General features: G+C 69.4%; 18 protein-coding genes and 1 pseudogene. 7 read left to right on the top strand and 12 right to left on the bottom strand.

The features are described from left to right. From NQO67_RS07900 to NQO67_RS07870, 7 genes and pseudogenes are all read right to left on the bottom strand, one after another. Positions 1 to 227 (bottom strand): annotated as a pseudogene (locus NQO67_RS07900) (non-reducing end alpha-L-arabinofuranosidase family hydrolase); the annotation flags it as partial. 112 nt (positions 228 to 339) lie between these two features. Further along, a complete protein-coding gene (locus NQO67_RS07895; RefSeq protein WP_374118924.1) occupies positions 340 to 2007 on the bottom strand; it encodes a glycoside hydrolase family 27 protein in 1668 nt (555 codons plus the stop codon). A gap of 168 nt (positions 2008 to 2175) precedes the next feature. Then, positions 2176 to 3186, bottom strand: coding sequence for a glycoside hydrolase family 10 protein (locus NQO67_RS07890; RefSeq protein ID WP_374118923.1), 1011 nt, complete (start codon positions 3184 to 3186; stop codon positions 2176 to 2178). 112 nt (positions 3187 to 3298) lie between these two features. After that, the gene (locus NQO67_RS07885) at positions 3299 to 4216 is read right to left on the bottom strand and encodes an alpha/beta hydrolase family protein (protein WP_255948392.1); all 918 of its coding nucleotides are present in this window, start codon (positions 4214 to 4216) and stop codon (positions 3299 to 3301) included. 134 nt (positions 4217 to 4350) lie between these two features. Further along, complete coding sequence (locus NQO67_RS07880) at positions 4351 to 5718, bottom strand: glycoside hydrolase family 43 protein (protein ID WP_255948498.1); 1368 nt, start codon at positions 5716 to 5718, stop codon at positions 4351 to 4353. Positions 5719 to 5929: 211 nt separating this feature from the next. After that, positions 5930 to 6205, bottom strand: coding sequence for an arabinofuranosidase catalytic domain-containing protein (locus NQO67_RS07875; protein WP_255948496.1), 276 nt, complete (start codon positions 6203 to 6205; stop codon positions 5930 to 5932). 131 nt (positions 6206 to 6336) lie between these two features. Then, positions 6337 to 7116, bottom strand: a complete 780-nt coding sequence (locus tag NQO67_RS07870) for a FadR/GntR family transcriptional regulator (RefSeq protein ID WP_374118922.1) — start codon at positions 7114 to 7116, stop codon at positions 6337 to 6339. A 489-nt stretch (positions 7117 to 7605) separates the two neighbouring features. Between NQO67_RS07870 and NQO67_RS07865 the strand changes: the two genes are divergently transcribed. The 5 genes from NQO67_RS07865 to NQO67_RS07845 all read left to right on the top strand — a co-directional run bounded on the left by NQO67_RS07865 (position 7606) and on the right by NQO67_RS07845 (position 13673). Beyond that, positions 7606 to 8874 (top strand): ABC transporter substrate-binding protein, encoded by a 1269-nt coding sequence (locus tag NQO67_RS07865; RefSeq protein ID WP_255948492.1) that lies wholly within the window; start codon positions 7606 to 7608, stop codon positions 8872 to 8874. Next, the gene (locus tag NQO67_RS07860) at positions 8871 to 9788 is read left to right on the top strand and encodes a carbohydrate ABC transporter permease (protein WP_374118921.1); all 918 of its coding nucleotides are present in this window, start codon (positions 8871 to 8873) and stop codon (positions 9786 to 9788) included. Before NQO67_RS07865 ends, NQO67_RS07860 begins: the two co-directional genes overlap by 4 nt. A 37-nt stretch (positions 9789 to 9825) precedes the next feature. Further along, positions 9826 to 10725: a carbohydrate ABC transporter permease gene (locus tag NQO67_RS07855; RefSeq protein ID WP_255948390.1), complete on the top strand. Its 900-nt coding sequence runs from the start codon at positions 9826 to 9828 to the stop codon at positions 10723 to 10725. Between the two features lie 89 nt (positions 10726 to 10814). Further along, positions 10815 to 12746, top strand: coding sequence for a DUF8034 domain-containing protein (locus NQO67_RS07850; protein WP_255948388.1), 1932 nt, complete (start codon positions 10815 to 10817; stop codon positions 12744 to 12746). Between the two features lie 21 nt (positions 12747 to 12767). Next, positions 12768 to 13673 (top strand): amidohydrolase family protein, encoded by a 906-nt coding sequence (locus tag NQO67_RS07845; protein WP_255948386.1) that lies wholly within the window; start codon positions 12768 to 12770, stop codon positions 13671 to 13673. A gap of 39 nt (positions 13674 to 13712) precedes the next feature. On the opposite strand, the gene NQO67_RS07840 is transcribed toward NQO67_RS07845, so the two are convergent. From NQO67_RS07840 to NQO67_RS07825, 4 genes are all read right to left on the bottom strand, one after another. Then, positions 13713 to 15236 (bottom strand): glycoside hydrolase family 43 protein, encoded by a 1524-nt coding sequence (locus tag NQO67_RS07840; RefSeq protein ID WP_255948384.1) that lies wholly within the window; start codon positions 15234 to 15236, stop codon positions 13713 to 13715. A 176-nt stretch (positions 15237 to 15412) separates the two neighbouring features. Next, entirely contained in the window at positions 15413 to 16342 is a 930-nt protein-coding gene (locus NQO67_RS07835; RefSeq protein ID WP_255948382.1) for an extracellular catalytic domain type 1 short-chain-length polyhydroxyalkanoate depolymerase, read from the bottom strand. Between the two features lie 181 nt (positions 16343 to 16523). Beyond that, positions 16524 to 17396 carry a PaaX family transcriptional regulator gene (locus NQO67_RS07830; RefSeq protein ID WP_255948380.1) on the bottom strand — a complete coding sequence of 291 codons (873 nt, stop codon included), beginning with the start codon at positions 17394 to 17396 and terminating at the stop codon, positions 16524 to 16526. 240 nt (positions 17397 to 17636) lie between these two features. After that, the gene (locus NQO67_RS07825) at positions 17637 to 18473 is read right to left on the bottom strand and encodes a PaaX family transcriptional regulator (RefSeq protein ID WP_255948377.1); all 837 of its coding nucleotides are present in this window, start codon (positions 18471 to 18473) and stop codon (positions 17637 to 17639) included. Positions 18474 to 18741: 268 nt separating this feature from the next. On the opposite strand from NQO67_RS07825, the gene NQO67_RS07820 reads away from it, so the two are divergent. Continuing rightward, positions 18742 to 20106: an MFS transporter gene (locus tag NQO67_RS07820; RefSeq protein ID WP_255948376.1), complete on the top strand. Its 1365-nt coding sequence runs from the start codon at positions 18742 to 18744 to the stop codon at positions 20104 to 20106. 235 nt (positions 20107 to 20341) lie between these two features. Beyond that, complete coding sequence (locus NQO67_RS07815) at positions 20342 to 21073, top strand: FadR/GntR family transcriptional regulator (protein ID WP_255948375.1); 732 nt, start codon at positions 20342 to 20344, stop codon at positions 21071 to 21073. Between the two features lie 66 nt (positions 21074 to 21139). Here the strand turns inward: NQO67_RS07815 and NQO67_RS07810 are convergent, their stop codons facing one another. Then, positions 21140 to 22585, bottom strand: coding sequence for an RICIN domain-containing protein (locus tag NQO67_RS07810; protein WP_255948374.1), 1446 nt, complete (start codon positions 22583 to 22585; stop codon positions 21140 to 21142). Between the last annotated feature and the right edge of the window lie 56 nt (positions 22586 to 22641).

The following is a 22641-nucleotide window of genomic DNA, read 5'->3' as shown; positions in this document are numbered from 1 at the left end:
CTGCTGAAGTCCTTCAGCGAGACCCACCCGTTCGCGGGCTGCGCCAGCACACCCGTCGACGACCACTTGTAGGTCGACGGAAGGGAACACGCGGCGGCTGCCGACGGGGTGGTGGTGGCCGCCTGAGCCGGGTTGGCGACGAGCGTCGCCGCCAACGCGACCAGGGCCGCACCCCCGGCGGCGAGCGTCACAGACAGACGTGTGCGGCTGAAACTTCCTGTGCGCATGAGGACCTCTTGATTCTCGAGTGAGCGGTTCCGGCGCGGCCTCGTCAGAGGCCGTCCGGACTGTCGATGCGGTGCGCCCGGGGAAGGGGCGGAGCGTGTCCGGCGGGACGGGCTACGAGCCCACCGTCCACTGCTGGTTGGACTGGCCGTTGCAGGTCCACAGGACGACGGAGCTGCCGTTTGCGGTGGCGGCGTCGTTCACGTCGAGGCACAGCCCGGACTGGACGCCGCTGATGGTCCCGTCGGAGTTGACCGTCCACTGCTGGTTGGCCTGGCCGTTGCAGGGCCAGATGTCCACCTTGGTGCCGGGTGCCGTCTGGTTGTCGTAGGCGTCCAGGCACATCTGGGAGCTGCCGGAGTAGACCGTGAGCTGGTTGCCCGAGTTGTGCGTCCACTGCTGGTTCGAGGCGCCGTTGCAGTCCCAGATCTGCACCGTGGTGCCGGCCGTGGTGGTGGAGTTCGGCACGTCCAGGCACTTGCCGGCACCCACCGCACGTACCGCACCCGTGGTGTCGCCGGTCCCACCGCTGGTACCTCCCGCAAGGCGGTACATCACGGTGCCGTGCGCAGGAACGGAGGCGCTGATGGTGCCCGACGTGGTGGACGTCGCTCCCGACCAGAGGTCGGTCAACGTGTACGAGGAGGCTCCGGTCTTGCCCACGGCGCCGACGGTGGTGGTGATGGTCGCGGTCGAACCGGTCTCGTTGAACAGCGCCACGGAGACATCGCCGTTCGCCAGCGGCTTGGCCAGCACGTCGAGGCCACCGGCGGAGGACACCAGGGTGCCCTGCTTGCCGAGCGGGTCCTGGTCGACGGCGATCACCCGGGTGTTGGTGAGGATGGACAGGGTGGTGGAGTTGGCCGAGGCGATGTTGGTGCCGGCGATCAGGGGCGCTGCCATCTGCGACCAGAGACTGAACTCCGAGCGACTCTCGGTGGCGGTCAGGGAACCGTTGCCGACCTCGAGCATGTCCGGGTCGTTCCAGTGTCCGGGCCCGGCGTAGGGGGCGAGGCCCACGTTGCTGTGGAAGATGGACAGCATGCTGCCGAAGCTGGCGTTGATGTCGCCGGTGGTGCGCCAGCTGTTGCCGATGTCGGTGCCCCAGGTCCACACGTTCTCCTCGCCCCAGTTGCACAGGCTGAGCAGGATCGGCCGGCCGGTCGCGGCCAGGGCGTCGCGCATGGTGGTGTAACGGGACTTCGCGGGCGTCTTGGTGCCGTTGGGGCAGCTGTTCAGGGCGCACCCCGGTCCCGCGTAGCAGTTGTCGTACTTCAGGTAGTCCACGCCCCAGGAGGCGAACGTCTGGGCGTCGGTGGTCTCGTGGCCCAGGCTGCCCGGGTAGCCGGCGCAGGTCTGTAGGCCGGCGTCCTCGTAGATGCCCAGTTTCAGGCCCAGCGAGTGGACGTAGTCGGCGGTGCCCTTGATGCCGTCGGGGAACTTGCCGGAGTCCGGTACCAGCCGCCCGGAGCCGTCGCGGGAGTGTGTCATCCAGCAGTCGTCGATGTTGACGTACTCGTAGCCGGCATCCTGCATGCCGTTGGTGTGCATGGCCTGGGCGGTGGATTTGATCAGCGACTCGGAGACGTTGCACCCGTAGGCGTTCCAGTCGTTGAAGCCCATCTGCGGTGTCAGGGCGAGACCGTTGCCCAGGGCCGCTGCGGAGGGTGCCGCGGTCAGGGTCGCGGCCGAGGCGGCGATGGTCAGGGTCGCGGCCAGCGCGAGTGTGCCGCTCCGCAGCCACCGTCTCGCTGATCGGAACAAGGTCGCGGGAACGTTCACTGCTTGTCCTCTTATCGGTCGGAGTGGAAGGTCCAGGCGGGTCGGGGCGCCGGTCACCGGCGCCCCGACGTAGGGATGGGTCGCTCAGCCGCTGGAGTGGCCGGCCCGCTGGAGCAGGAGCGCCCGAACCGGGCCGTTGCGCCACCGTCGACCTGGCCGCATGGGGCGTCAGCCGCCGAGTGCGGTCAGGACGGCGCTGTACGCGGCCTTCTTGTTGCCGTTGTTGTCGAACAGCAGCGGGTTCTCGCCGGTGCGCCAGGAGTCGCTGTCGCGGATGCCCCAGACGGTGATGCCGGTGCAGCGCGACACGTTCATGCACGCCTTGACGGTGTTCCCGTACGCGGTGGACGACGCCTGGGCGATGTCCAGCTCGGTGATCTGCACGTCCACGCCGAGGGCGGCGAAGTTGGACAGCGTGGTCTGGAAGCTGGACGGCGGGCCACCGGTGCCGAAGTGGGACTGGAAGCCGACGCAGTCGATGGGCACACCGCGGGACTTGAAGTCCTTGACCATGTTGTAGACGCCCTGCGTCTTGGGCGAGTTCCAGTCCTCGATGCTGTAGTCGTTGTAGCAGAGCTTCGCCGACGAGTCGACCGAGCGCGCGGTCTTGAAGGCCTCCTCGATGAAGCCGTCACCGAGCAGGTTCTGGAACACCGAGCTGCGGTGCCTGCCGCTGCCGTCGTCGGCGAACGCCTCGTTGACCACGTCCCAGGCGTAGATCTTGCCCTTGTAGTGGGACATCTCCTGGGTGATGTGGTTGTCCATCACGCTGCGCAGGGTGTTGGCGTCGCCGATGCTGCTGACCCAGCCGGGGAGCTGGGAGTGCCAGACGAGGGTGTGGCCGCGCATCCGCTGGCCGTGCGCCTGGGCGTGGCTGACGATCGAGTCACCGGGGCCGAAGTTGAACGAGCCGCGGGAGGGCTCCGTGGTGTCCCACTTCATCTCGTTCTCCGGGGTGATCATGTTGAACTCCCGGTCGAGAATCCCCACGTACGTCCCGTCGCCGAGCTTCCCGGCGGGTACGGCGGTACCGAAGTACCGTCCGGACTGGGCCGCCTGCGCACCCAGCGTGCTCGCCGCAGCACTGGGCTCAGCGGCCATGATGACGGCCAGGGAGGCGGCGGTGAACATGCCCAATGCCACGGTGGGGCGCCGTGGGGCGAATTTCTTGCGATGCATGGTTCCCCCTCAGGGAGTTGCTTGGGTTGCGGAGAAAGGCAGGGGTGACCTGCCGGCTCCGACGTCCGCCCCGTTCCGGGTGGTCAGCCCCGGGGCGAGTCGCCGGCCTGGATCACTGCATGACCGTCACCCAGGAGGTGCCGTTGCTGGTGGCGTCGCCCTGGAGGCGGTCACGAGCCGTGGTGTCGCCGTACAGGCCCCAGCGGAACCAGTCGAGGAAGGTGTTCTCCGTCTGGGCGTAGTACGGGTACTGCGGAGTGAGGAACGAGCCGTGGTCCGCCCCGTTCTGGGTGAGGAAGGCCTTGGGCGCGGGCAGTTCGTTGTACGCGGCGCGCGCCGAGTTGATGTCGCAGGTCGGGTCGTTGCTGCCGTGGATGAACAGCACCTTGGCCGCAAGACCTGCCGGGTTGCCCATGTCCACGCAGGCGACCGGGACCGCGGCGACGATGCGGTTGTCCGGCCAGGCGGTGAGCAGGCCGTGGGTGGTCATGCCGCCCATCGAGTGCCCGGACACGCCGACGCCCGCCGCGGTGTCGATGTGCCCGGCGAACGGGCTTCCCGAGTTGTTCAGCGCCAGGGTCTGGGTGAGGACCTCGGAGACGTCCTTCGACCAGTTGCCGTTGTAGACACTGCCGATGTTGGTGTTGTCGGAGAACGAGGGAGCGGGGCAGATGAAGCCCGCGGAAGCCAGGTCGTGGGTCTGCGACGAGTAGCAGTCGGAGTTGCACCCCATGCCGTGGCTCCATTCGGCGATGGGGAAGACGCCGTCGGCGATCGGGGCGTCCGGGACGGGGTTGCCACCCGGGGTGCCGGAGGTCGGGTAGAAGACCTTCGTGAGGATCTGACGGCCGCTGCGCGACCAGTTGAACTGGCGGACGCCGATGGCGAACTTCTGCGTGGGCGCCTGCCCCCGCAGAGACGTCCGGGGCGTCGAGGTGCTGGCGCTTGCCGTGGTGCCGAGCAGGGGCAGACCGGCGCCGGCCGCAACGGCCGCGCCGAGGCCGACGAAGGTGCGCCTTCGCATGGACATGGTGGTCTCCTTGTCCTGAGTGGACGGGGGTGGTGATGGGGGAGACGGCGGCCCGACACGCGCCGGCTGGGCACCGTGCCGGGCCGGTGCCGGCGGCGGTCACCCGGCAGGTGCGCCGCCGCCGTACCGTCGGACTACCTGGCGTGTGCCGTGGCGGTGGAGGCGGCGGTGAACTGCCACCAGTTCATGTTGAGCAGGTAGCCGCTGCCGCCGGTGAACTTCAGGTACAGGTCCTGGGTCCCCGTCGCACCGCTGACCGGGCAGGACACGCTGGTCCAGGTCTGCCAGTCACCCGTGTTCGGCACGCTGCACCGGCCCACCGTCGTCCCGCTGGCGCTGCCCAGGTGCAGCTCCACGGTGCCGCCGCCGACCGTCGAGGCCACCCGGGCGGTGAACGACGACGCGCCCGAACCGAACGCCACGCCCTTGACCTTGATGTAGTCGCCGTTCTCGATGAATCCGACGTCCATTCCGCCCTCGCTGGACGGCTCGGTCTCGACGCCGGACTCCCAGGCGATCGTCTCGGCTTCCTGGCGTGTGTACGGGTTGAGCGTGCCGACCTGGGGCGCGCCCGTGGACGTCATGTTGATCGTCGGGATCGTGCCGTCGGAGTTGTAGGAGAACTTCTCCACGGCGACCGAGCGGGTGTAGCCGCTCCCGCCGGGCAGGGCGCCGTTGTGGTAGAAGAAGTACGAATTCCCCTTGAAGTCGGTGATGCCGGGGTGGTTGGTGAAGCTGCCGCCCTGCGTGGGCATGACCGTCCCCCGGTAGGTCCATGGCCCGGTCGGGCCGGGTGCCGTGGAGTAGGCGATGAACTCCGAGCAGCACTTGGCCGCGAAGACGATGTAGTACAGGCCGTTGCGCTTGTAGACCCAGGGACCCTCCTCGAAGAGGGTCGGCCGGTTGGCGTCGCCGGTGCGGGTGCCGAATCCGGCGGTGGTGAGCTGGATCTTGCTCGGGCTGCCCGAGTACGAGGTCATGTCCGCGTTCAGCTTGACGTACCACAGGTCGGGGTTGCCCCAGTACAGGTAGGCCTGGCCGTCGTCGTCGATGAAGACCGTCGGGTCGATCTGGCCGTTCTCCACCAGCGGGTGGCCGAGGGCGTCATGGAACGGCCCGGTGGGGCTGTCCGACACCGCCACACCGATGGCCATCCGCCCGGTCGACTTGTCCGTCATCGGCACGTACCAGTAGAACTTGCCGTTGCGGTAGACGGTCTGACCTGCCCAGGCGTTGTTGGACGCCCAGCTGAAGGAGGACAGGTCGAGCGGGGAACCGTGGTCGGTCCAGTTGACCATGTCGTCGGAGGACCACACCCGCCACTCTTTCATGGTGTAGGTGGTGGAGCTGTCCTCGTCGTGGCCGGTGTAGAGGTACACCCGGCCGTCGTAGACCAGCGGTGCGGGGTCGGCGGTGTAGATGGTCTGCACGATCGGGTTGTCCGCCCTGGCCGTCGCGGGGTGTACGACGGCGGGGACGGCGAAGGCCAGCATGAGGCCCACCACCCAGGCGACGGCTCGTCTGAGTCTCGCGCCGATCGAGCGCGGTGGAGCCGTCGAAAGTGGTCGGGTCGGGGTCATCATCGCCTCCCAGGGCGCTGGTTGACACAGGGCGGTCGACAGCCGCGAGGGTGGACACCACCGCGATCGGGACAGCGGCGGCCGTCGAGACCCCGGCGGCCGTCGGCTTCGAGCCGAAAGTGAGCTGGCCGGATCAGCGATGGCCGGCGGCGACCACGTCGGCCTGAACGGCGTTCTCCGTCTGGTCCGAGGGGTAGCCCGAGACGACGGCGCCCTCGTCGCCCGCGGGACGCACGGGCCGGCGAGGAGGCGAACGAAGGCTGCACGGCTGTTCCTTCTGGAGGATGGGCGACGGCGGGCTGGCGAACGGCCCGCCCGGATACCGCGCACGATCATGTCCATGACATACAGAGACGAAGTGCCCGGGTCTCCAGGGGTCAGTCCGGGGACCTGTGCGCGCGGAGTCCATGCAAGCGGTCGAGATTTCGAACATTGGTCGGACTCTCGGACGGTCAGGATGGCAGAGGCCCCCCGAAGCCTGTCAACCCTCTCGGCGACGGGAACGGGCACTCGCCCGCCGGCCGCTGCCGGTCGTGCAGGTCAGCCGAAGACCCGGCGCTGGATCTCGCGCCGGTAGTCTTCGAGCGTGTTGTCGAGGTGGGCCGTGGCGGCCTGGGCCGCCGCCTCCGGATCGCCGTCCCTGATGGCGCGGCAGATCGCGGCATGTTCCTCCACCGCTTCTGCCGCGTGGCCGCCCACCGTGCCGTGCAGCCCGATCGTGCTGGACTGGCGCTGCAACCGGCGCGCCTCGCGTACCGCCGCGACGAGGAACGGGTTGTGCGAGGCGGTGGCGATGCCGAGGTGGAAGTCGTCGTCGCCGCGGTCGAACAGCGCCCGCTGCCTCGTCACATGCCCCTCCCTGCACAGCTCCGCTGCTGCTTCGATGGCGCGCAACTCGGCGGGAGTCGCCCGGGTGGCGGCCAGCCTGCTCGCCGCGGCCTCCTGTACCCGTCGGAACTCGAAGAGCTGGTAGACGTGCTCCAGGTTGGTCGGCAGGAAGAAGCTTCCCCAGCGCGAGGAGCCCAGCAGGCCTTCGTCGTCCGTCACGTACAGGCCGCGGCCCTTCTGGGCGCGCACCCGCCCGATCGCGGAGAGGATCTTCACCGCCTCCCGTACCACCGTGCGGCTGGTGCCCAGGCGGGAGGCCAGCTCGATCTCCGTCGGCATCCGGTCGCCGGGCTGTAGCTGCAACTCGGCGATGAGCTGGAGGATCTGCTCGGCCACCAGCTCATATCCGGGGCGATAGGGGCCCGTCGGATCGGCGTTGCCCGGTCGAGGGGGAGTCGTGTCGCCGGCCGCAGGTACGGGCTTTCCGTCCAACGGCTTGCCTCCTTCGACGCCGAGGCTGATCGCCTCATGCTCGACCGAACCTTCCTTCCGGAAAAGGATATACCTGCTTCCGTAATCAAGAATGTGTCTGACTCATTTGGGGCGAGGGGGCACATGGAAATGCCTTGTAAGGTGGCATTAGTGTCATATTTGGGGCACGCTCGTTAAAAAATCTTGCACATAAGCCTGCTCATCCCGTTGACGGCATGCCGTTCGGGCCGCTCTTATGTGTGACCGAGGTGAGCGCTCTGTCCGCAGCGTCCCCTGGGCGGGCCTGTTGTCGCTCCATTCCGACCGGCCCGTGGAACGAGCCGGGGCGAGGGAGGAACACGCCGCCGCCGGCCGGGCTTCGTCGCCGGCGGGACACGACATCGAGTGGAGTCGTTCATGACAGCGAAGGGCCGCGCGGTGGGCGCGAAGAGATCAAGGAGGGGCCGCGGACGCGCCGGGTTTCCGGCCGTGGCAGGCACGCTCGCCCTGATGGCCGTGGCCGCCTGCGGCGGCGGATCGACCGGTGCTCAGGACGGCTTCCGGCCGGTGAAGCAGACCGACGGCACGTTGACGGTGTGGGTCGACTCCTCGCGCCTGGCGGCCGCCAAGCTGTACCAGAAGGAACACCCCTCGGTGAAGATGGACATCGTCAGCTACGACGGGGACGCCAACGGCTCGAACTACCTGCGCACCAAGGTGAGCCTGTTCGACCGCACCCGGCACGGCTGGCCGGACGTGGTCTTCAGCTCGCAGAACAACGAGACGTCCTGGGCCGTTCAGGCAGGCTTCACGGCGCCGCTGAACAAGGGCATGATTCCCAAGTCGACCCTCGCGAACTGGGCGAAGGGCGCGAACGACCCGTGCACGGTGGACGGAACGCTCTACTGCCTGCGCAACGACCTGGCCCAGACCGTCCTCTGGTACAACGCGAGCCTCATGAAGAAGTGGGGCTACCGGGTGCCCACGACATGGGAGCAGTACGAGGCGCTGGGCAGGAAGGTCGCCCGCGAGCACCCCGGCTACCTGGTCGGCTCCGCGGGTGACGCCTTCGCACCCGAGATCTACCTGTGGGCGGGCAAGTGCGGAGCCAACCACATCACCGGCCCGAAAGCGGTCACGGTCGACGCCACCGGCCCGAACTGCACGCGCATGGCCGCGCTCCTGGACACCCTGGTCAAGAACAAGACACTCTCCCTGAGCAGTGTGTTCAGCTCGGACTTCGACAAGAACGCCGCGGACCGGATCCTCCTGATGCCCGGCCCGTCCTGGTACGGCGGTTCGCTGTTCCACGGGTCCTTCAAGACCCCCGCTCACCAGATCGGGGTCGCGCCGATGCCCCAGTGGTCGGGCGATGCCCGGCCGTCGGTCGGCAACGTCGGCGGAGGCACCTGGCTGATGTCCGCGCACAGCGCGCACCTCAAAGCCGCGACCGCCTTCCTCACCTGGGTGACCACCTCGAACGACTACCAGGGCAAGGTGGCCCCCGGCTATCCGGCGTACGCACCCGCGGCCAAGACCTGGCTGGCTCACCAGGCGTCTTCCGGCTACTACGCGGGCGACATCACCCGGCCCCTACAGACCGCCGCCAACCAGGTGTGGCCCGGCTGGGGGTACGGGCAGTTCAGCCAGGAGGCCATCTGGGCGGCCACGGTCACTCCGGGGCTGACCGCGGGCAAGAGCGTCCGCTCGATGTTGCCGTCCTGGGAGGACGCCATCGTGAACTACGCACGCTCCGACGGGTACAAGGTGACCCGGTGAGCGCGCCGCCCCCCGGAACCGTCGGCGTCCGCACGCCGCCGGCGCGCAGGGTGCTGCGGTCCGTCCGGGCCGGCCACGGCTTCGTCGCCGCCTACCTGGTACTGCTGGTCGCCTTCGGCGTGGTCCCGACCTGCTACGCGGTCTACTTCGCCTTCACCGACGGCGGTGGCACCTTCGCGGGCCTGTCGAACTTCGCCACCGCGGCCAGGGACTTCCGGTTCCTCTCCGCCGTCGAGCACGTGGCGCTGTACCTGGTGTTCTGGCTCGCCGCCCTGGTGGTGTTCGTCGTCGCCCTGGCGCTGTTGCTGCACCGGCTGGCGGCACAGGGGGTGAGCAGGGCCCTGCGCTTCCTCTACTACGTGCCCGGCGCCCTGGCCGGCGCGGCGAGCGTCATGGTCTGGCTGTTCGTGCTCGATCCGGCGGTCAGCCCGATCGCCGTCCTGCTGCGCGCCCTCGGGTTCGACACCTTCAGCCAGGTCATCGCGCCCTCTCATCTGCCCGTCCTGTTCACCCTGATCGCGTTCTGGACCGGCGCTGGTGGATGGATCGTCGTCATGTACGGGGCGCTCAACACCATCTCGCCGGACATCCTGGAGGCGGCCCGCATCGACGGTGCGGGCCCTTGGCAGACCGCGCGGCGGATCCAGATACCCCTGCTGCGCAAGTGGATCGTCTACATGGTGATCCTCGCCTTTGCCGGCGGCACCCAGCTGTTCGTCGAGCCCCAGCTGCTGTCCCAGGCCAGCGTCGGGGTCGCCGGCCGGGACTACTCGCTCAACCAGCTGTCGTACGATTTCGCCTTCCAGAACAACGACGTCAACACGGCGGCTGCCATCTCGGTCGAGCTGCTGGTGGTCGGGATCGTCGTCGCCGGAGTCTTCGTCGCACGATCGGGGTTCTTCGATGCGGACTGACACCCGGCCCGCGGCCTCCCTCCCACTCTCCGCGGCGGTGTCACACGAAGGCGCCGGTCCGCACCGCACGGCCCGCGCCCGGCGTCGGGTGAACCCCCTGCCGGCCGTCGTACTCGCGGTGTTCCTGGCCTTCTTCGTGCTCCCCGCGCTGTGGCTCCTGCTGGCCGCCACGAAGACCGACAGTCAGCTGGTGCACGACAACCCGCTGTCCTTCGGCTCCTGGCACGCGTTGCGGGCGAACTGGCACGCGCTGACGGCATACCAGGACAACGCCGTCCTCCTGTGGCTGCGCAACTCGGCGCTGTATTCGTTCCTCGCCCTCGTCCTCACCCTGTGCGTGGCGGTCCCCGCCGGTTACGGGCTCGCCATGACCGAGTTCCGCGGGCGGCACCTGATGCTGATCGCCACCCTCGTGGTGATGCTCATGCCCAACGCCACCTTGGTGGTCCCGCTGTTCCTGGAGGTCAACGCCTTCCGGCTGATCGGCTCGATGTGGTCGATCATCCTGCCTTACGCCTTCTACCCCTTCGGCGTCTACCTGACCTACATCTACTTCAGCACGGCCCTGCCACGAGAGCTCCTGGACGCCGCGCGGCTCGACGGCTGCTCGGAGTTCGGCGTGTTCCGCCGGGTCGCGCTCCCGCTGGCCGCCCCGGTCGTCGCCCTGGTGGGCTTCTTCAGCTTCGTCGCCAACTGGACGAACTACTACCTCCCCTACGTCATGCTGCCCGAGAGCCACCAGTTCCCCGTGCAGGTGGGCCTGGGAACGCTGCTCAACGACGTCCCGCAGTTCAACCCGACCGTCGGTTCCCTCGCCGTCCAGCGTCCCGAACTGGCGCTGGCCACCCTCCTGGCGATCACCCCCGTGCTGGTCGTCTTCCTCTTCTCCCAACGCTTCCTGGTCGCCGGAATGCTCGCCGGCGCCACCAAGAACTGAACGACCCGCCACGAGGCCCGCGAAAAGCGCGCACCGCACCAAGCCCTCGGCGACGGTGCCGGGCACCGCCCTGCCTGATTGGAGAACCGATGCACCCCGTCATCACGGCCTCGGTGCCGCTACTGGAACCACCGGGCTGGGCGACGGCACAGCGTGATCTTTTCGACCTGCTCGACTACGCCTGGCGCCGGTTCGCCGACGACTTCACCGAACCCGACGGACGACTGAGATACGGCGGCGAGCTCAGTTCACGCGACGGCGCCGACGACTTCTACGAGGTCTTCTTCAACTGGCCCCAGCTCTACCTGCTCGGAGGACACGACGACCTGCTGGGCCAGTCGGAACGGCACTGGGAGGGAGTCACCCGGCAGCTGACCGAACTGGGCATGCTCCACGACGAGTACGAACGCGGTTACGACTGGTTCCACCAGGGCGAGAGCCTGCTGCTCTTCTACTTCCTGTGCATGGCGGCACCGGCCCGCTGGTCCGAGCGTGCACGGCGCTTCGCGGATCTCTACGCGGATCCGCGGCACGGCAACTACGACCCGGAACACCGCATCATCCGCCGGCCGCACAACGGCAGCGACCCGGCACGCGAGGGCCTCTTCGACGGCGATGCCTACCCCTGGCTTCCCCAGGAGGCCCGGATGTACGGCTTCCCCCTGGAGTGGACACTGCCACCCGGCACCGCCGTGCCGCCGCTCGACCGTGACCCGCGGCTGGGCGACGAGATGCGCCGGAGAATGGGTTCCGGAGACACCGCGGTCAACCTGGCCGCCTCGGGTCTCGTCCTCAACGCGCTGATCCTCACCGGAGACCCGCGCTACCGCGACTGGATCGCCGAGTACGTGGGCGCCTGGCGGGAGCGCGCCACGACCCGCGGAGGCACCCTCCCCGACAACGTCGCCCCGGACGGCACCGTCGGCGGCCTCCTGGACGGCCGCTGGTACGGCGGCCACTACGGCTGGTCATGGCCCCACGGGTGGTACAGCATCGGGCACGCCGCGATGATCGCCGCCCTGGCCGGCGCCGCCGCCACGGGCGACGACTCCTACCTGGACCTGGTACGTCCCGCGCTGGACGAGATCATCTCCCACGGCAAGATCATGACCTTCAAGGAGGCGGACTCCAGCATCCGGTCCAAGTGGACGGTCCAACTCCGCGAGGACATGGCCACTCCCACACTGCTCGTGCCCTTCCGGCACGCGGACCGCGGATGGTTCGACTACAACCCGATGCTGATGGCGGTCCCGATCGCCCTGTGGCACCACTCCGCGTCGCACGCGGACCGGGAGCGCCTCGAACGGCTCCGCTCGGCCAGCGGCTACGACTGGCGCACGGTGCGCCCCTTCCGCAGCAAGGAGGAAGCCGGGCACGAGGAACCGTGGTTCGCCTTCCTCAGCGGCGACGACCCCGGCTACCCGGAGCGGATCCTGGCCGCCGCCCAGGCCCAGGTGCGCCACCGGCTGGCCCGGATGGACCGTTACCGCGGCACGGACGTACCCGAGGCCGACATCCACCTGTGGCAGCAGTCGAACCCCGTGGTCACCGAGGCGCTGGTCCAGCTGACCTGGGGCGGGCCGCAGGTCATCTACAACGGCGGCCTCCAGCAGGCACGCGTGCGCTACTACGACGCGGGCGCCCGGCGCCCGGGCCTGCCCTCCTCGGTGGCGGCCCTGGTCTCCCGCATCGACCCGGAGGCCACCGTCGTCGACCTGGTCAACCTCGACCCCGACGCACCGCGGTCGGTGATCGTGCAGGCGGGGGCGTTCGCCGAACACGCCATCACCACCGTGCGCCACACCGTCTGCGACGACCCCACCTGGATCGGCGACCTCTACGACTACGGCCACGGCCAGCCGTCCGTCGCCTCCGCCACGGTCCAGGTCGACGGGCCCTGGCTGCGGGTGGACCTGCCCCGTTCCACCCGGATCCGCCTCTCCCTCCGGCTCGACCTGCACAGCAGGCCCCCGTCCTACGACACACCGTTCGACGGGCACGACAGCCAGGAGACGCCGTGAAGACAGCCCCGAAGGACGGCCATGAGCACGCCTGACCCACAGCCCGGACCCGAGGGTGCGGACGCGCCACCGCTGATCGACTCCCACGTCCACTTCTGGGACCCGGATCGGCTCGACTACCCGTGGCTGGCGGAGCTTCCACCGCTCAACCGGCCCTTCACCCCCCGGAACCTGGCCGACTCCGCGCCCGAGCCGACCGACGTGATCTTCGTCGAGGCGGGGTGTGCCGAGCGTCAGGCCGTCGACGAGATCGCGTGGGTCCGGAGCGAGGCGAGGCAACGGTCGTGGATCCGCGGTGTCGTCGCCCACGTCCCGTTGGAGGACACCTCCGCGGCGCAGGCCACGATCGCCCGCCATGCCGGCGACCCCTTCGTCGTCGGGGTGCGGCGCAACATCCAGGACGAACCGGCGGGCTTCACCCGCCACGCCGCGTTCCGCGCCGGGGTCGGGCTCCTCGGCGAGGCCGGGCTCCCCTTCGACGCCTGCGTGCGCGAGCACCAACTTCCGGAGCTGATCGAGCTGGCCGCGGCCTGCCCGGAGACCGTCATCGTCCTGGACCACCTCGGCAAGCCGTCCGCCGACCACCCCACCGCGGCCTGGCGAAGGGCGCTGCGCAGGCTGGCGGAACACGGCAACGTCGTCTGCAAGCTCTCCGGCCTGGCCACCGAGACGGAGCCCGGCGCCCCGCCCGAGTCCATGGTCACCGTGCTGCGCGAGGCGCTGGAGACCTTCGGCCCCGACCGGTGCCTGTACGGAAGCGACTGGCCGGTGATGACCCTGGCCACCCGGTACGGCACCTGGCTCGACCTGGTCCGCACCGCCCTCGTACCGTTCGGCGACTCCGCCGCCGACGCGGTCCTCAGACGCAACGCGGCGCGGGTCTACGCGCTGGAGAGCGTCACCACCTGTGCCGGCGAGACCCGCTGAGCTGTGCGGCGGTCGCCTGAGCCGGGCGGCTCGGGTGGGTCAGGCGGAGGGCGCCGGCTCGTAGCGGAACCAGTCGAACGCGACGGTGCCGTCGGTCGCGTACATCCCGATGACGCGTCCGGTGAAGCCGGTGGCGACCTCGGTGGAAAGGTAACGTCCCTCCAGTTCGGCGAGCGGTTCCGCGCCGGGGGCGTCGGGGTCGCCGAGCCAGAAGGCGAGGGTGTCGGGGCCGGTGGGCTCGATGCCGGCGAATTCGGGGGAGGGGGAGACGATGTCGGTGGTGCGGACGGTCACGGTGAGGGTGAGCGGGCCGGGCGGCACCGGACGGCGGGCCACGGTCTGCCGCAGCGGGCCGATCCGTGCGCTGACACTGACCTCTCCCGCTCCGGCCGCCAGGTCGTAGTGGTGGGCGTCGTCCATGCGCACGCTCAGGCCGCCCCGCCCGTACCCCGGGTCGAGCAGGGCCGTGACACGGCAGTCGTGGTGCTGCTGACGGCGGCCGACGAAGGTGTAGGGAGGCCGGTCGAGGGTGGTGCCGGTGGCGGTGAGGGTGAGCCAGCCCGCGCGCTCGGTCAGTGACCAGGAGTCGTCGGGGCGGGCGTAGGGCGAGATCCAGTGCGGCGCGAGCGTGGGCGCGTCGAAGTCGTCGCGAGCAGGCAGCGCGGGGAACGGGTGCCAGGCTCCGCTGGGCGCGGGGTGTTGCTCGGGCACCGGTGCGACGACGGGCCAACCGTGCTCGTCCCATTCCACGGGGGTGAGGAAGGTTTCCCGGCCGAGTACCTGGAAGTTGGGGGTGTAGCCGCGCGGCCGGGTGCCGAGCAGCACCATCCACCAGGTGCCGTCGGGCGCCGTGACCAGGTCGGCGTGGCCGGTGCTCTGGATGGGACGGTCGGTGCCGCTGTGCGACAGCACGGGGTTGCCGGGTCCTCCCTCCCAGGGACCGCGCGGCGAGCGTGCGCGGGCGACGGACACGGCGTGGCCGCGCTCGGTGCCGCCCTCGGCGATCAGGAGGTACCACCAGTCGCCGATGCGGTACAGGTGCGGAGCCTCGGGGTACTTCAGGCCGGTGCCGGACCAGATGGGGAAGGGTCCCTCCAGCACCTCGCCCTTGACCGGGTCGATCCGGGCCAGGTGGATGCCGGGAACGGTGAAGGCACACCAGCAGGTGCCGTCCTCCTCCCACGCCAGGTCCGGGTCGATCCCCGGCAGGTCGATCCAGACCGGGTCCGACCAGGGGCCCTCGGGCCGGTCTGCGGTCACGATGAAGTGGCTGCCGCCGCTGACGTTGGTGTTGATCACCCAGAAGCGGCCGTCGTGGTGGCGGATCGTGGGGGCGTAGAGGCCTCGGGAGGCCATGCTGCCGGGGATGGGCAGCGGCAACTGCGCGGGGCGGTCGAGCACGTTGCCGATCTGCTCCCAGTGCACCAGGTCCCTGCTGTGGAAGATCGGCAGTCCGGGGAAGTACTCGAAGCTGGAGCACACCAGGTAGTAGTCGTCGCCGACCCGGCACACGCTGGGGTCGGGGTGGAACCCACTGATCACCGGGTTGTCGTACGTACGCACAGGGCGTGATCCCTTCGGAATGCCAGCGTTTGCCGCTCTTGCAGGTGTTGATGGTGCCATGGCGAGAATCGTACGGAGCACGCCGAGGACCGGCCCGTGTGGTGGCAAGGAGACCACACGGGCCGGCACACTCCGTTGGCCCGGGCGGCATGCGTTGCGCCGCGGGGCACTGTTCTTTACAGCCCGAAGAACTGGAGCGCGGCGGCGGCCATGCCGCTCATCGGCAGTTGGTGACCGGCTCCGGAGACGCTGATGGCCTCCAGGTGCACGGTGCCGCCCGAGTCGGCGTAGCGTTGCCGTGTCCAGGTGGCTTGCGGCTGGTCAGTCGAGGTCGGGGTCTGGCTGAGCCCGAAGACGTCCGCCCACTGCGTGGACTCTTCCCCCATCAGCTGGTACGGCACGAGCGGATCGGCGGTGCCGTGCCACAGCTGCACCCGCGGACGGGTGCCGGAGAAGCCCGGGTAGGCCTGCCGGACGAGGTCGCCCCACTCCTGTGCGCTCTTGTGCATGTTCCCGCTCACGCACTGGCTGGTCTGGGGCGGGAAGTCGGCCTCGTTGGCGAAGCAGCCGAACGGCACCCCCATGAAGGCGGCACCGGCCTTGAAGACGTCCGGGTAGTCGGCCATGAGCGCGGTGGTCTCCATGCCGCCGGACGAGGTGCCGGTGGCGAAGACGCGCTGCGGGTCGCCGTTGTAGTGCTGCTCCACGTAGTTGACCATCGAGACGATCGAGTCCGGGTCGCTGCCGCCGTTGTGGTGCTTGGAGGCGTCGGACCACACGTCGAAGCAGTTGCTCATGGCGGTCTGCTTCGTGGCGGTCGGGTAGATGAGGATGAATCCCTTCTGATCGGCCAGCGAGGCGAACTCGCTGCCCTGGTAGAAGCCGGGGCCCGAACCGCCGCAGCCGTGCATCGCCACCACGATCGCCGGCTGGGTCGGCCGGGAGTCGGGCACGTACACGTGCATGCGCAGACCACCTGGGTTGCTCCCGAAGTCGGTCACCTCCTGAAGCGAAGCGGCCGATGCCGCAGGCGCGGTGAAGAGACCGGTGATGAGGAGCAGGAGGGTGCTGATGAGGGCCGCTGATAGGGCCTTGAGTCTGGTCATAGACGCTCCCTGTCGGATTGTCCGCCCCAGTCGATAGATTAGGCATGTGCATGACGGTCGTCAAGAAATGACTGAGTGTCAGAAACGCGGCCGTGGCGACGCCGGGCGGGCCGTCCTCGGAGATCGGTCGACTGGTCCGTCTGCTCCACCTGGGCCGCGGCGGGTCACGGACAGGGCCGGATCAGCGCTCCAGGCCCATGTCCGGCGTGGCGAGGGCGGCTTCTTCGTCCGGGACGGTGTGGAGCACGTCGGCGGCCAGCGCATCGGCGGGCTCGGTCAGCCGGTTCAGCGAGGCACGGTAGAGCTCCTGCGCTCGGACACCGGGCCAGTCATGCGGCAGCAGGGTCCACGGCAGCCGGGGGTCACGGCGGATGGCCAGCAGCCACGCCGCGGAAAGCCGGGTGCGCAACGACAACTCATCGAGCCCGGTGCCCCGCTCGCCGGTCCAGTCGTCGTCGAAGCGCTGGTACGCGTCCCCGATCGCCGGCAGGTCCCACGCCTCCCGCACGATGGCGCCGGGATCGGTCCACTGGCTCGCCCGGGCGCGGAACACCTGGGCCCGGTCCAGGAGGTCCAGCTCGGAGAGCGTGCGGGAGACGTCCGTCGCCCGGGTCGACACCCACAGGCCGCTGCGCAGCGGTGCGAATCCCTGCCAGTCCAGCCGGGTACGCAGGGCGTGCCGGTCCGCACGCCGGGTCTCCGGCACCGAGAAGGTCAGCAGGGTCCACTGCCCGTCCCAGTTCCGGTCGACGACATCGGCTTCGAGCTTGTGCAGGCCGTCGCTCAGCACGTTCACCGCGTGGGGGGTCAGCCCCAGGAACGCCTGCCTGCCCCGCCGCAGCGAGCGCAGGAACCCACGGCGGATCATGCGGGCGACGGCGGCCCGCGTCGCGTGTTCACCGACGCCGAGCCGGTCCAGGACCGCGATGACGCTCCCCGTAGACACGGCGACACCACGGCCGAGGACCTGATCGCCGAAGAGGACGAGCAGGAACGTCTCGGGCCGCGGAGCCTGCCCGGCGCCCCCCTGCGGCACCCCCGCCACGCGCGGCATGCACACCACCCCTGTCTGGAAACCGAATGCAAGGCCAGTGCCCAAAGTATGCGTTGACGAGGGAGAACGAGAGGTCGTCCGGCCTTTCACCGGTCGCCGCCAGCCGGTGTCACGGCACCGACACGCCTGCCCGCCGGGCCCGTCGCCGGTCAGCCGCGAGGGCGGACGGCAGGACGGGACCCGCCTTCACGGCGGAGGCCGGCCGCTCCGGGCGCACGCCGGGCGCCGGCGGTGCGGGGCTCACAGCTCGATCTCGTCCAGCAGGGTCGCCGCCAGCTTCGCCGCGCCCGGGGCGATCTTGCGGTCGAGCAGCCGGAAGACCTCCTCCGCCCGGATGGCCGGCCACTCCTCGGGCAGGTGCTCGGCCGGCAGATGGGGATCCTGCCGGATGACCTGTAGCCAGTCCGTGTGCAACTGGACCTGGCAGGCCAGGTCGTCGCGTGCCGTAGCCGGTGGCGAGCTGCTGTCCCACTGGTCGAGGAACGCCCGGTAGCGGGCGGCGATGGCATCGATGTCGAAGGCCCGGCGGACGAGGTCGGCGGAGTCCGACAGCCCGGTCGGCCTCGCTTGCAGGGTGGTGACGCCGTCGCCGAGGTCGAGCGTCGCCAGCGCCTCGGAGACGTCTCTGGTGCCGGGCGCGATCCACAGCCCGCCCTGAAGGGGCGCGAAGCCGGCCCAGGCCAGCCGGGAACGCAGATCGTGACGCGTCCGTCCGTGGTCGTTGGGCAGCGAGAAGGCGACCACCGTCCAGGTTCCGTCCCAGTCCCGGTTGACGGCACCCGTCTCGTGGACCCGGTGGCGCCCGTCCTCCAGCACCCGGGCCGCACGGGGAGTGAGCCCGAAGTACGCCTTGCGGCCCCGGCGCTGCCTGGTCAGCAGGTCGCGCTTGGTCATGCGGGCCAGCGTCGAGCGTACGGCCTCCTCCGATACGCCGAGCCGGGCGAAGACGTCGATGATGCTGCCGGAGTACACCGCAACGCCACGGCCCAGCACGTAGATGCCCAGAAAGCTGAACATCAGCGACTGCGGGCGTGCTGCTGCCGTCGCGACCGCCTCGTCCCCGTTCTCGAATGTCACGTCTGAAGGGTAGACGAGCAACTCGATGTTAGTCAGAATCTCGACGCAAGGTTAAAAAGTGCCTTACTTTGCGAGGCTCGTCGATCCGACGCCGCGACGGTCCGGGTGAACGCCGGGCGGGGTCGGGCAAGCGTTCCGCCCTCCGGCCATCCACCCCGCCGTGCCAGTCCGGCCGGCGCACCTGGTGGAACCCCCGGCGTACCTCGTCGCCGGTGACGCCCTCCCGTTCGCTTCGATCCCCCTCCGCCAGAGCAAGGGAGCTCACGACATGCAGGCCGTTCCTCCCCGCCGAGCAGGGCACGACCGCGTGCTGCTGCGCCGGGCGGTGACCTCCAGCTTCCTGGGCAGCGTCATCGAGTACTACGACTTCCTGCTGTACTCCACCGCGTCCGCCGTGGTGTTCGCCCAGGTCTTCTTCTCCGATCTCAGCCCGCTGGTCGGCACGCTCGCCAGCTTCACCACGTTCGCCACGGGTTACCTGGCCAGGCCGGTGGGCGGGATCATCTTCGGTCACTTCGGGGACCGGATCGGGCGCAAGCGGATGCTCGTGCTGTCGATGTCCCTGATGGGCGTCGCCAGCTTCCTCATCGGCGTCCTGCCCACCTACGGCCAGGCCGGCGCCTTCGCCCCGCTGGCGCTCCTCTTCCTGCGGATCGTCCAGGGTGTCGCGGTAGGCGGCGAGTGGGGCGGCGCGGTGCTCATCAGCGCCGAACACGCCACCGTGAGGAGGGGGCTGTGGGCCAGCTTCACCAATGCCGGCGCACCGTGCGGCATGGCCGTCTCCACCCTCGTCCTCACCGGGACCTCCGCGGCCGTCGGTGAGGACGCCTTCCTCCGCTGGGGTTGGCGCATCCCCTTCCTGCTGAGCCTGGTGCTGCTCGCGATCGGCCTGTTCGTCCGGCTGAGGGTGGCCGAGAGCCCGGTGTTCGCGGCCGAGCAGGACCAGGGGGCGAACGGGCGCCGTCCCCTCCCGCTCTGGGACGTCCTGCGCCACCGCCCGCGGGTGCTTCTCCTGGGCGTCGGTGTCGGCCTGTCCGCCTTCGTCGTGCAGGGCACGCTCACCACCTATCTCGTCGCCTACGCCGTGCAGGGCGGCTTCGAGCGGCAGACCGTGCTCAACGGGCTCACCCTGTCGTCGACCCTCGCGGTCGCCGGCATCGTGGGCTGGTCGGCCCTCTCCGACCGGCTCGGCCGCCGCCCCTTGGTGACCGCGGGAGCCCTGGCCCTGGCGGCGTACTCCTTCACCCTCTTCCCGATGCTCGACTCGGGCAGCACCGCGCTGCTCGTACTCGCCCTGGTGGTCGGACAGTCGCTGCTGCACCCGCTGATGTACGGTCCGCTCGCCGCGCTGTACACGGAACTGTTCGCCACCCGTCACCGGTACACCGGTGCGTCCCTCGGCTACCAACTCGCCGGGCTCGGAGCGGGGTTCGCGCCGGTGATCTTCACCGCGATCCGGGCCGCCGCCGGTGACCGGGCCACGCTGATCATCTCCTGCGTCATCGCCGCGTTCTGCCTGGTGACCGTCGTCTGCATCAGCGCACTCGGCGAGACCAGCCGGAACGACCTGACCGAGGCAGCGGAGAACGAGCCCACCCGTGCGCCTGCGGAGGGGGTCACGGAGGTCGGATGACCTCTGCGCCGCGCCGGATGCCGCCCTGTCCCCAGGACATGGGATGTGCTCATCCAGCCACAACCGAACGCGCATCGCGAAACCGTACGAAACGAGGCGGAGATTCCGCAGACTGACGGCGCGAGCAGCCATTCGCGGTGATCGTTCGGGTGCCGAGCAGATCCCTGCATTTCTTTCCAGACATGGGATGTGCTGCTAGGTTGGCAGGCACCTGCGAAAGGTGCGAAACCCAGCGATGTCATTGACCGACAAGGCGATCACGCGTATCCGGGAGATGATCCAGTCCGGCGAGCTGCCACCCGGCGCCAAGCTGCCGCCCGAACAGCAACTGGCCTCCGATCTCGGTCTGTCGCGCAACCTGATGCGTGAAGCGGTCAAGGCCCTCGTGGTCGCACGGGTCCTGGAGATCAGGCGAGGCGACGGGACCTATGTGACGAGTCTGGAGCCGGCGCTCCTGCTGGAAGGCCTGAGTTCGGCGGTGGAGCTGCTCCAGGGGGACACGCTGCTGGAACTGACCGAAGTGCGCAGGCTGTTCGAGCCCATCGCCACCGGGTTGGCCGCCAGCCGGATCTCCGAGGATGCTCTGGCCGACGTCAGAGGCCATCTCGACGCCATGAGACGAGCCCGCGATGACGTCGAGCTGCTGAACGAGCACGACGTCGCCTTCCACAGGGCGGTCATCGCGGCCGCCGGAAACGCCACCCTGGCCACTCTGCTGGACGGCATCTCCAGCCGAACCGTTCGCGCCCGGGTCTGGCGCGGCCTGGTCGACGACAACGCGGGCGACCGCACGGTCGCCGAACACGAGGCGATCTATGCGGCCCTGCTCGCGCGTGACTCGCCGTTGGCCGAGGCCGCGTCCCTGATCCATGTCAGCACCACGGAGCAGTGGCTGCGCCAGCACCTGCGCTCCAGCAAGGCCACCGAGGCCGGTCCGCGCGACGACCAGGGCGCGGCCGGAACCTGACGGCGACGATTCCGGTGCCGGGCCCCGGAGCCGAGCGGTTCCGGGGCCCGAGCAGCTACCGGCACGTCACTGGCGTGCCCACTTCTGGTTGCTGCCGCCGGTGCAGTTCCACAGCTCGATCGGGGTTCCGTTGGCGGTGGCGGCTCCGGTGACGTCCAGGCAGAGGCCCGACTTCACGCTGGTGACGGTGCCGTCGCCGTTGAGGTTCCACTGCTGGTTGGTTCCGCCGTTGCACTCGTAGATCACCACCGCGGTGCCGGCGGTGGTCCCGCCTCCGGAGGCGTCCAGGCACTTGGCGCCGTACACCACCAGTTCCTTCGACGAGGTCAGGGTCCAGGACTGGTTGCCTCCACCGTTGCAGTCCCAGATCTCGGTGGGGGCGTTGTTGGCGGTGCTGGCGCTCGTCACGTCCAGACAGCGGTTGGAGGCAGTGTTGCGCAGCACCCCGCTGGAGCCGTCGCCGGAGCCGCCACCGGGATTGGTGCCGGTGCCCCATCCCCACTGGAGGCGGTCGAGTCCTGACCGGTTGGTGACGGACAGGGAGAGGTTGGTACCGCTGCCGCTGAGGGAGGTGATGGCGCAGGAAGCGTTCTCGCAGGGCCCCGGGCCCTGCGTCTGGTTGGTCTCCTTGACGCCGGTCCAGAGGATGGAGCCCATGCCGAGACTGCGCACGGTATCGGTGATCGCGTAGAGGTAGGAGAGGTCGTTCAAGCCGTCCTTGGGGCCGTTGTAGTCGACACCGGTGTTCATCGGCACCCCGAACTCGGTGAGCACGGCGCGGTCGGCGTGGCCGCAGAGGTTGCTGGTGAAGTCGTCCTTCCAGGCCGCCTCCGTGGCGTGCGAGTCACCGAACATCCCGTAGATGTGGATCGACAGCAGCGTCCCGGACAGCCGCGAGTCGGAGCCCACGGCGCACAGGTTCCCGTCGCTGTACAGCCCCGGCACGATCACGTGGCCGCGGGGCAGGCTGGGGTAGCGTGCCAGCCAGTTCGCCTCGAAGTTGGTCAGGTCGGTGGCGCTGTAGCCGTACGGCTCGTTCATGATGTCGAAGTAGAAGTTGCTGTGGTCGCCGTACTTGTCGATGACGGTGTCCCACATCTGGTTGAACGACGCGGTGTCGCTGACCTTCCCGTTCTGTAGCCACGGTGCGACGACGACGTTCATGCCGAGGTCGGTGGCGGCGTCCAGGGCTGCGGTGTAGCTGTTCCACCAGGAACCGGAGGTGGTGGCGGCGTTGAAGCCCAGGCGGACGGTGTTGGCGCCCAGGCTCTGAAAGCCCTTGAGGATCGCTGTCGACTTCGCGTACACGGTCGTGTGATCGTCCGACGTCGACAGGCCGACCGGGACATTCGGGCCGGTGATGAAGTTGTCGTTCGGGTCGGCCCAGTTGACACCGTGGAACTGGCTCGTCCCCGCCGTCAGCGGCGGTTGAACGGCCTGCGCGGCGCCGCCCGTGCCCACCCCCAGGAGCGTCAGGGCGAAGACCGCCAGACAGGCGGCCAGGCGCGGCATCCGGCGAACGCGACTGGCGGACGTCACCGGTCCAGGTCTGTGTCCGGGGCCACTCG

Origin of the sequence: Streptomyces odontomachi (assembly GCF_024435355.1) — a bacterium.
GTDB classification, from domain to species: domain Bacteria; phylum Actinomycetota; class Actinomycetes; order Streptomycetales; family Streptomycetaceae; genus Streptomyces; species Streptomyces odontomachi.
Note: the sequence above shows the minus strand (reverse complement) of the source record. Positions and strands in the feature narration are given on the sequence as shown.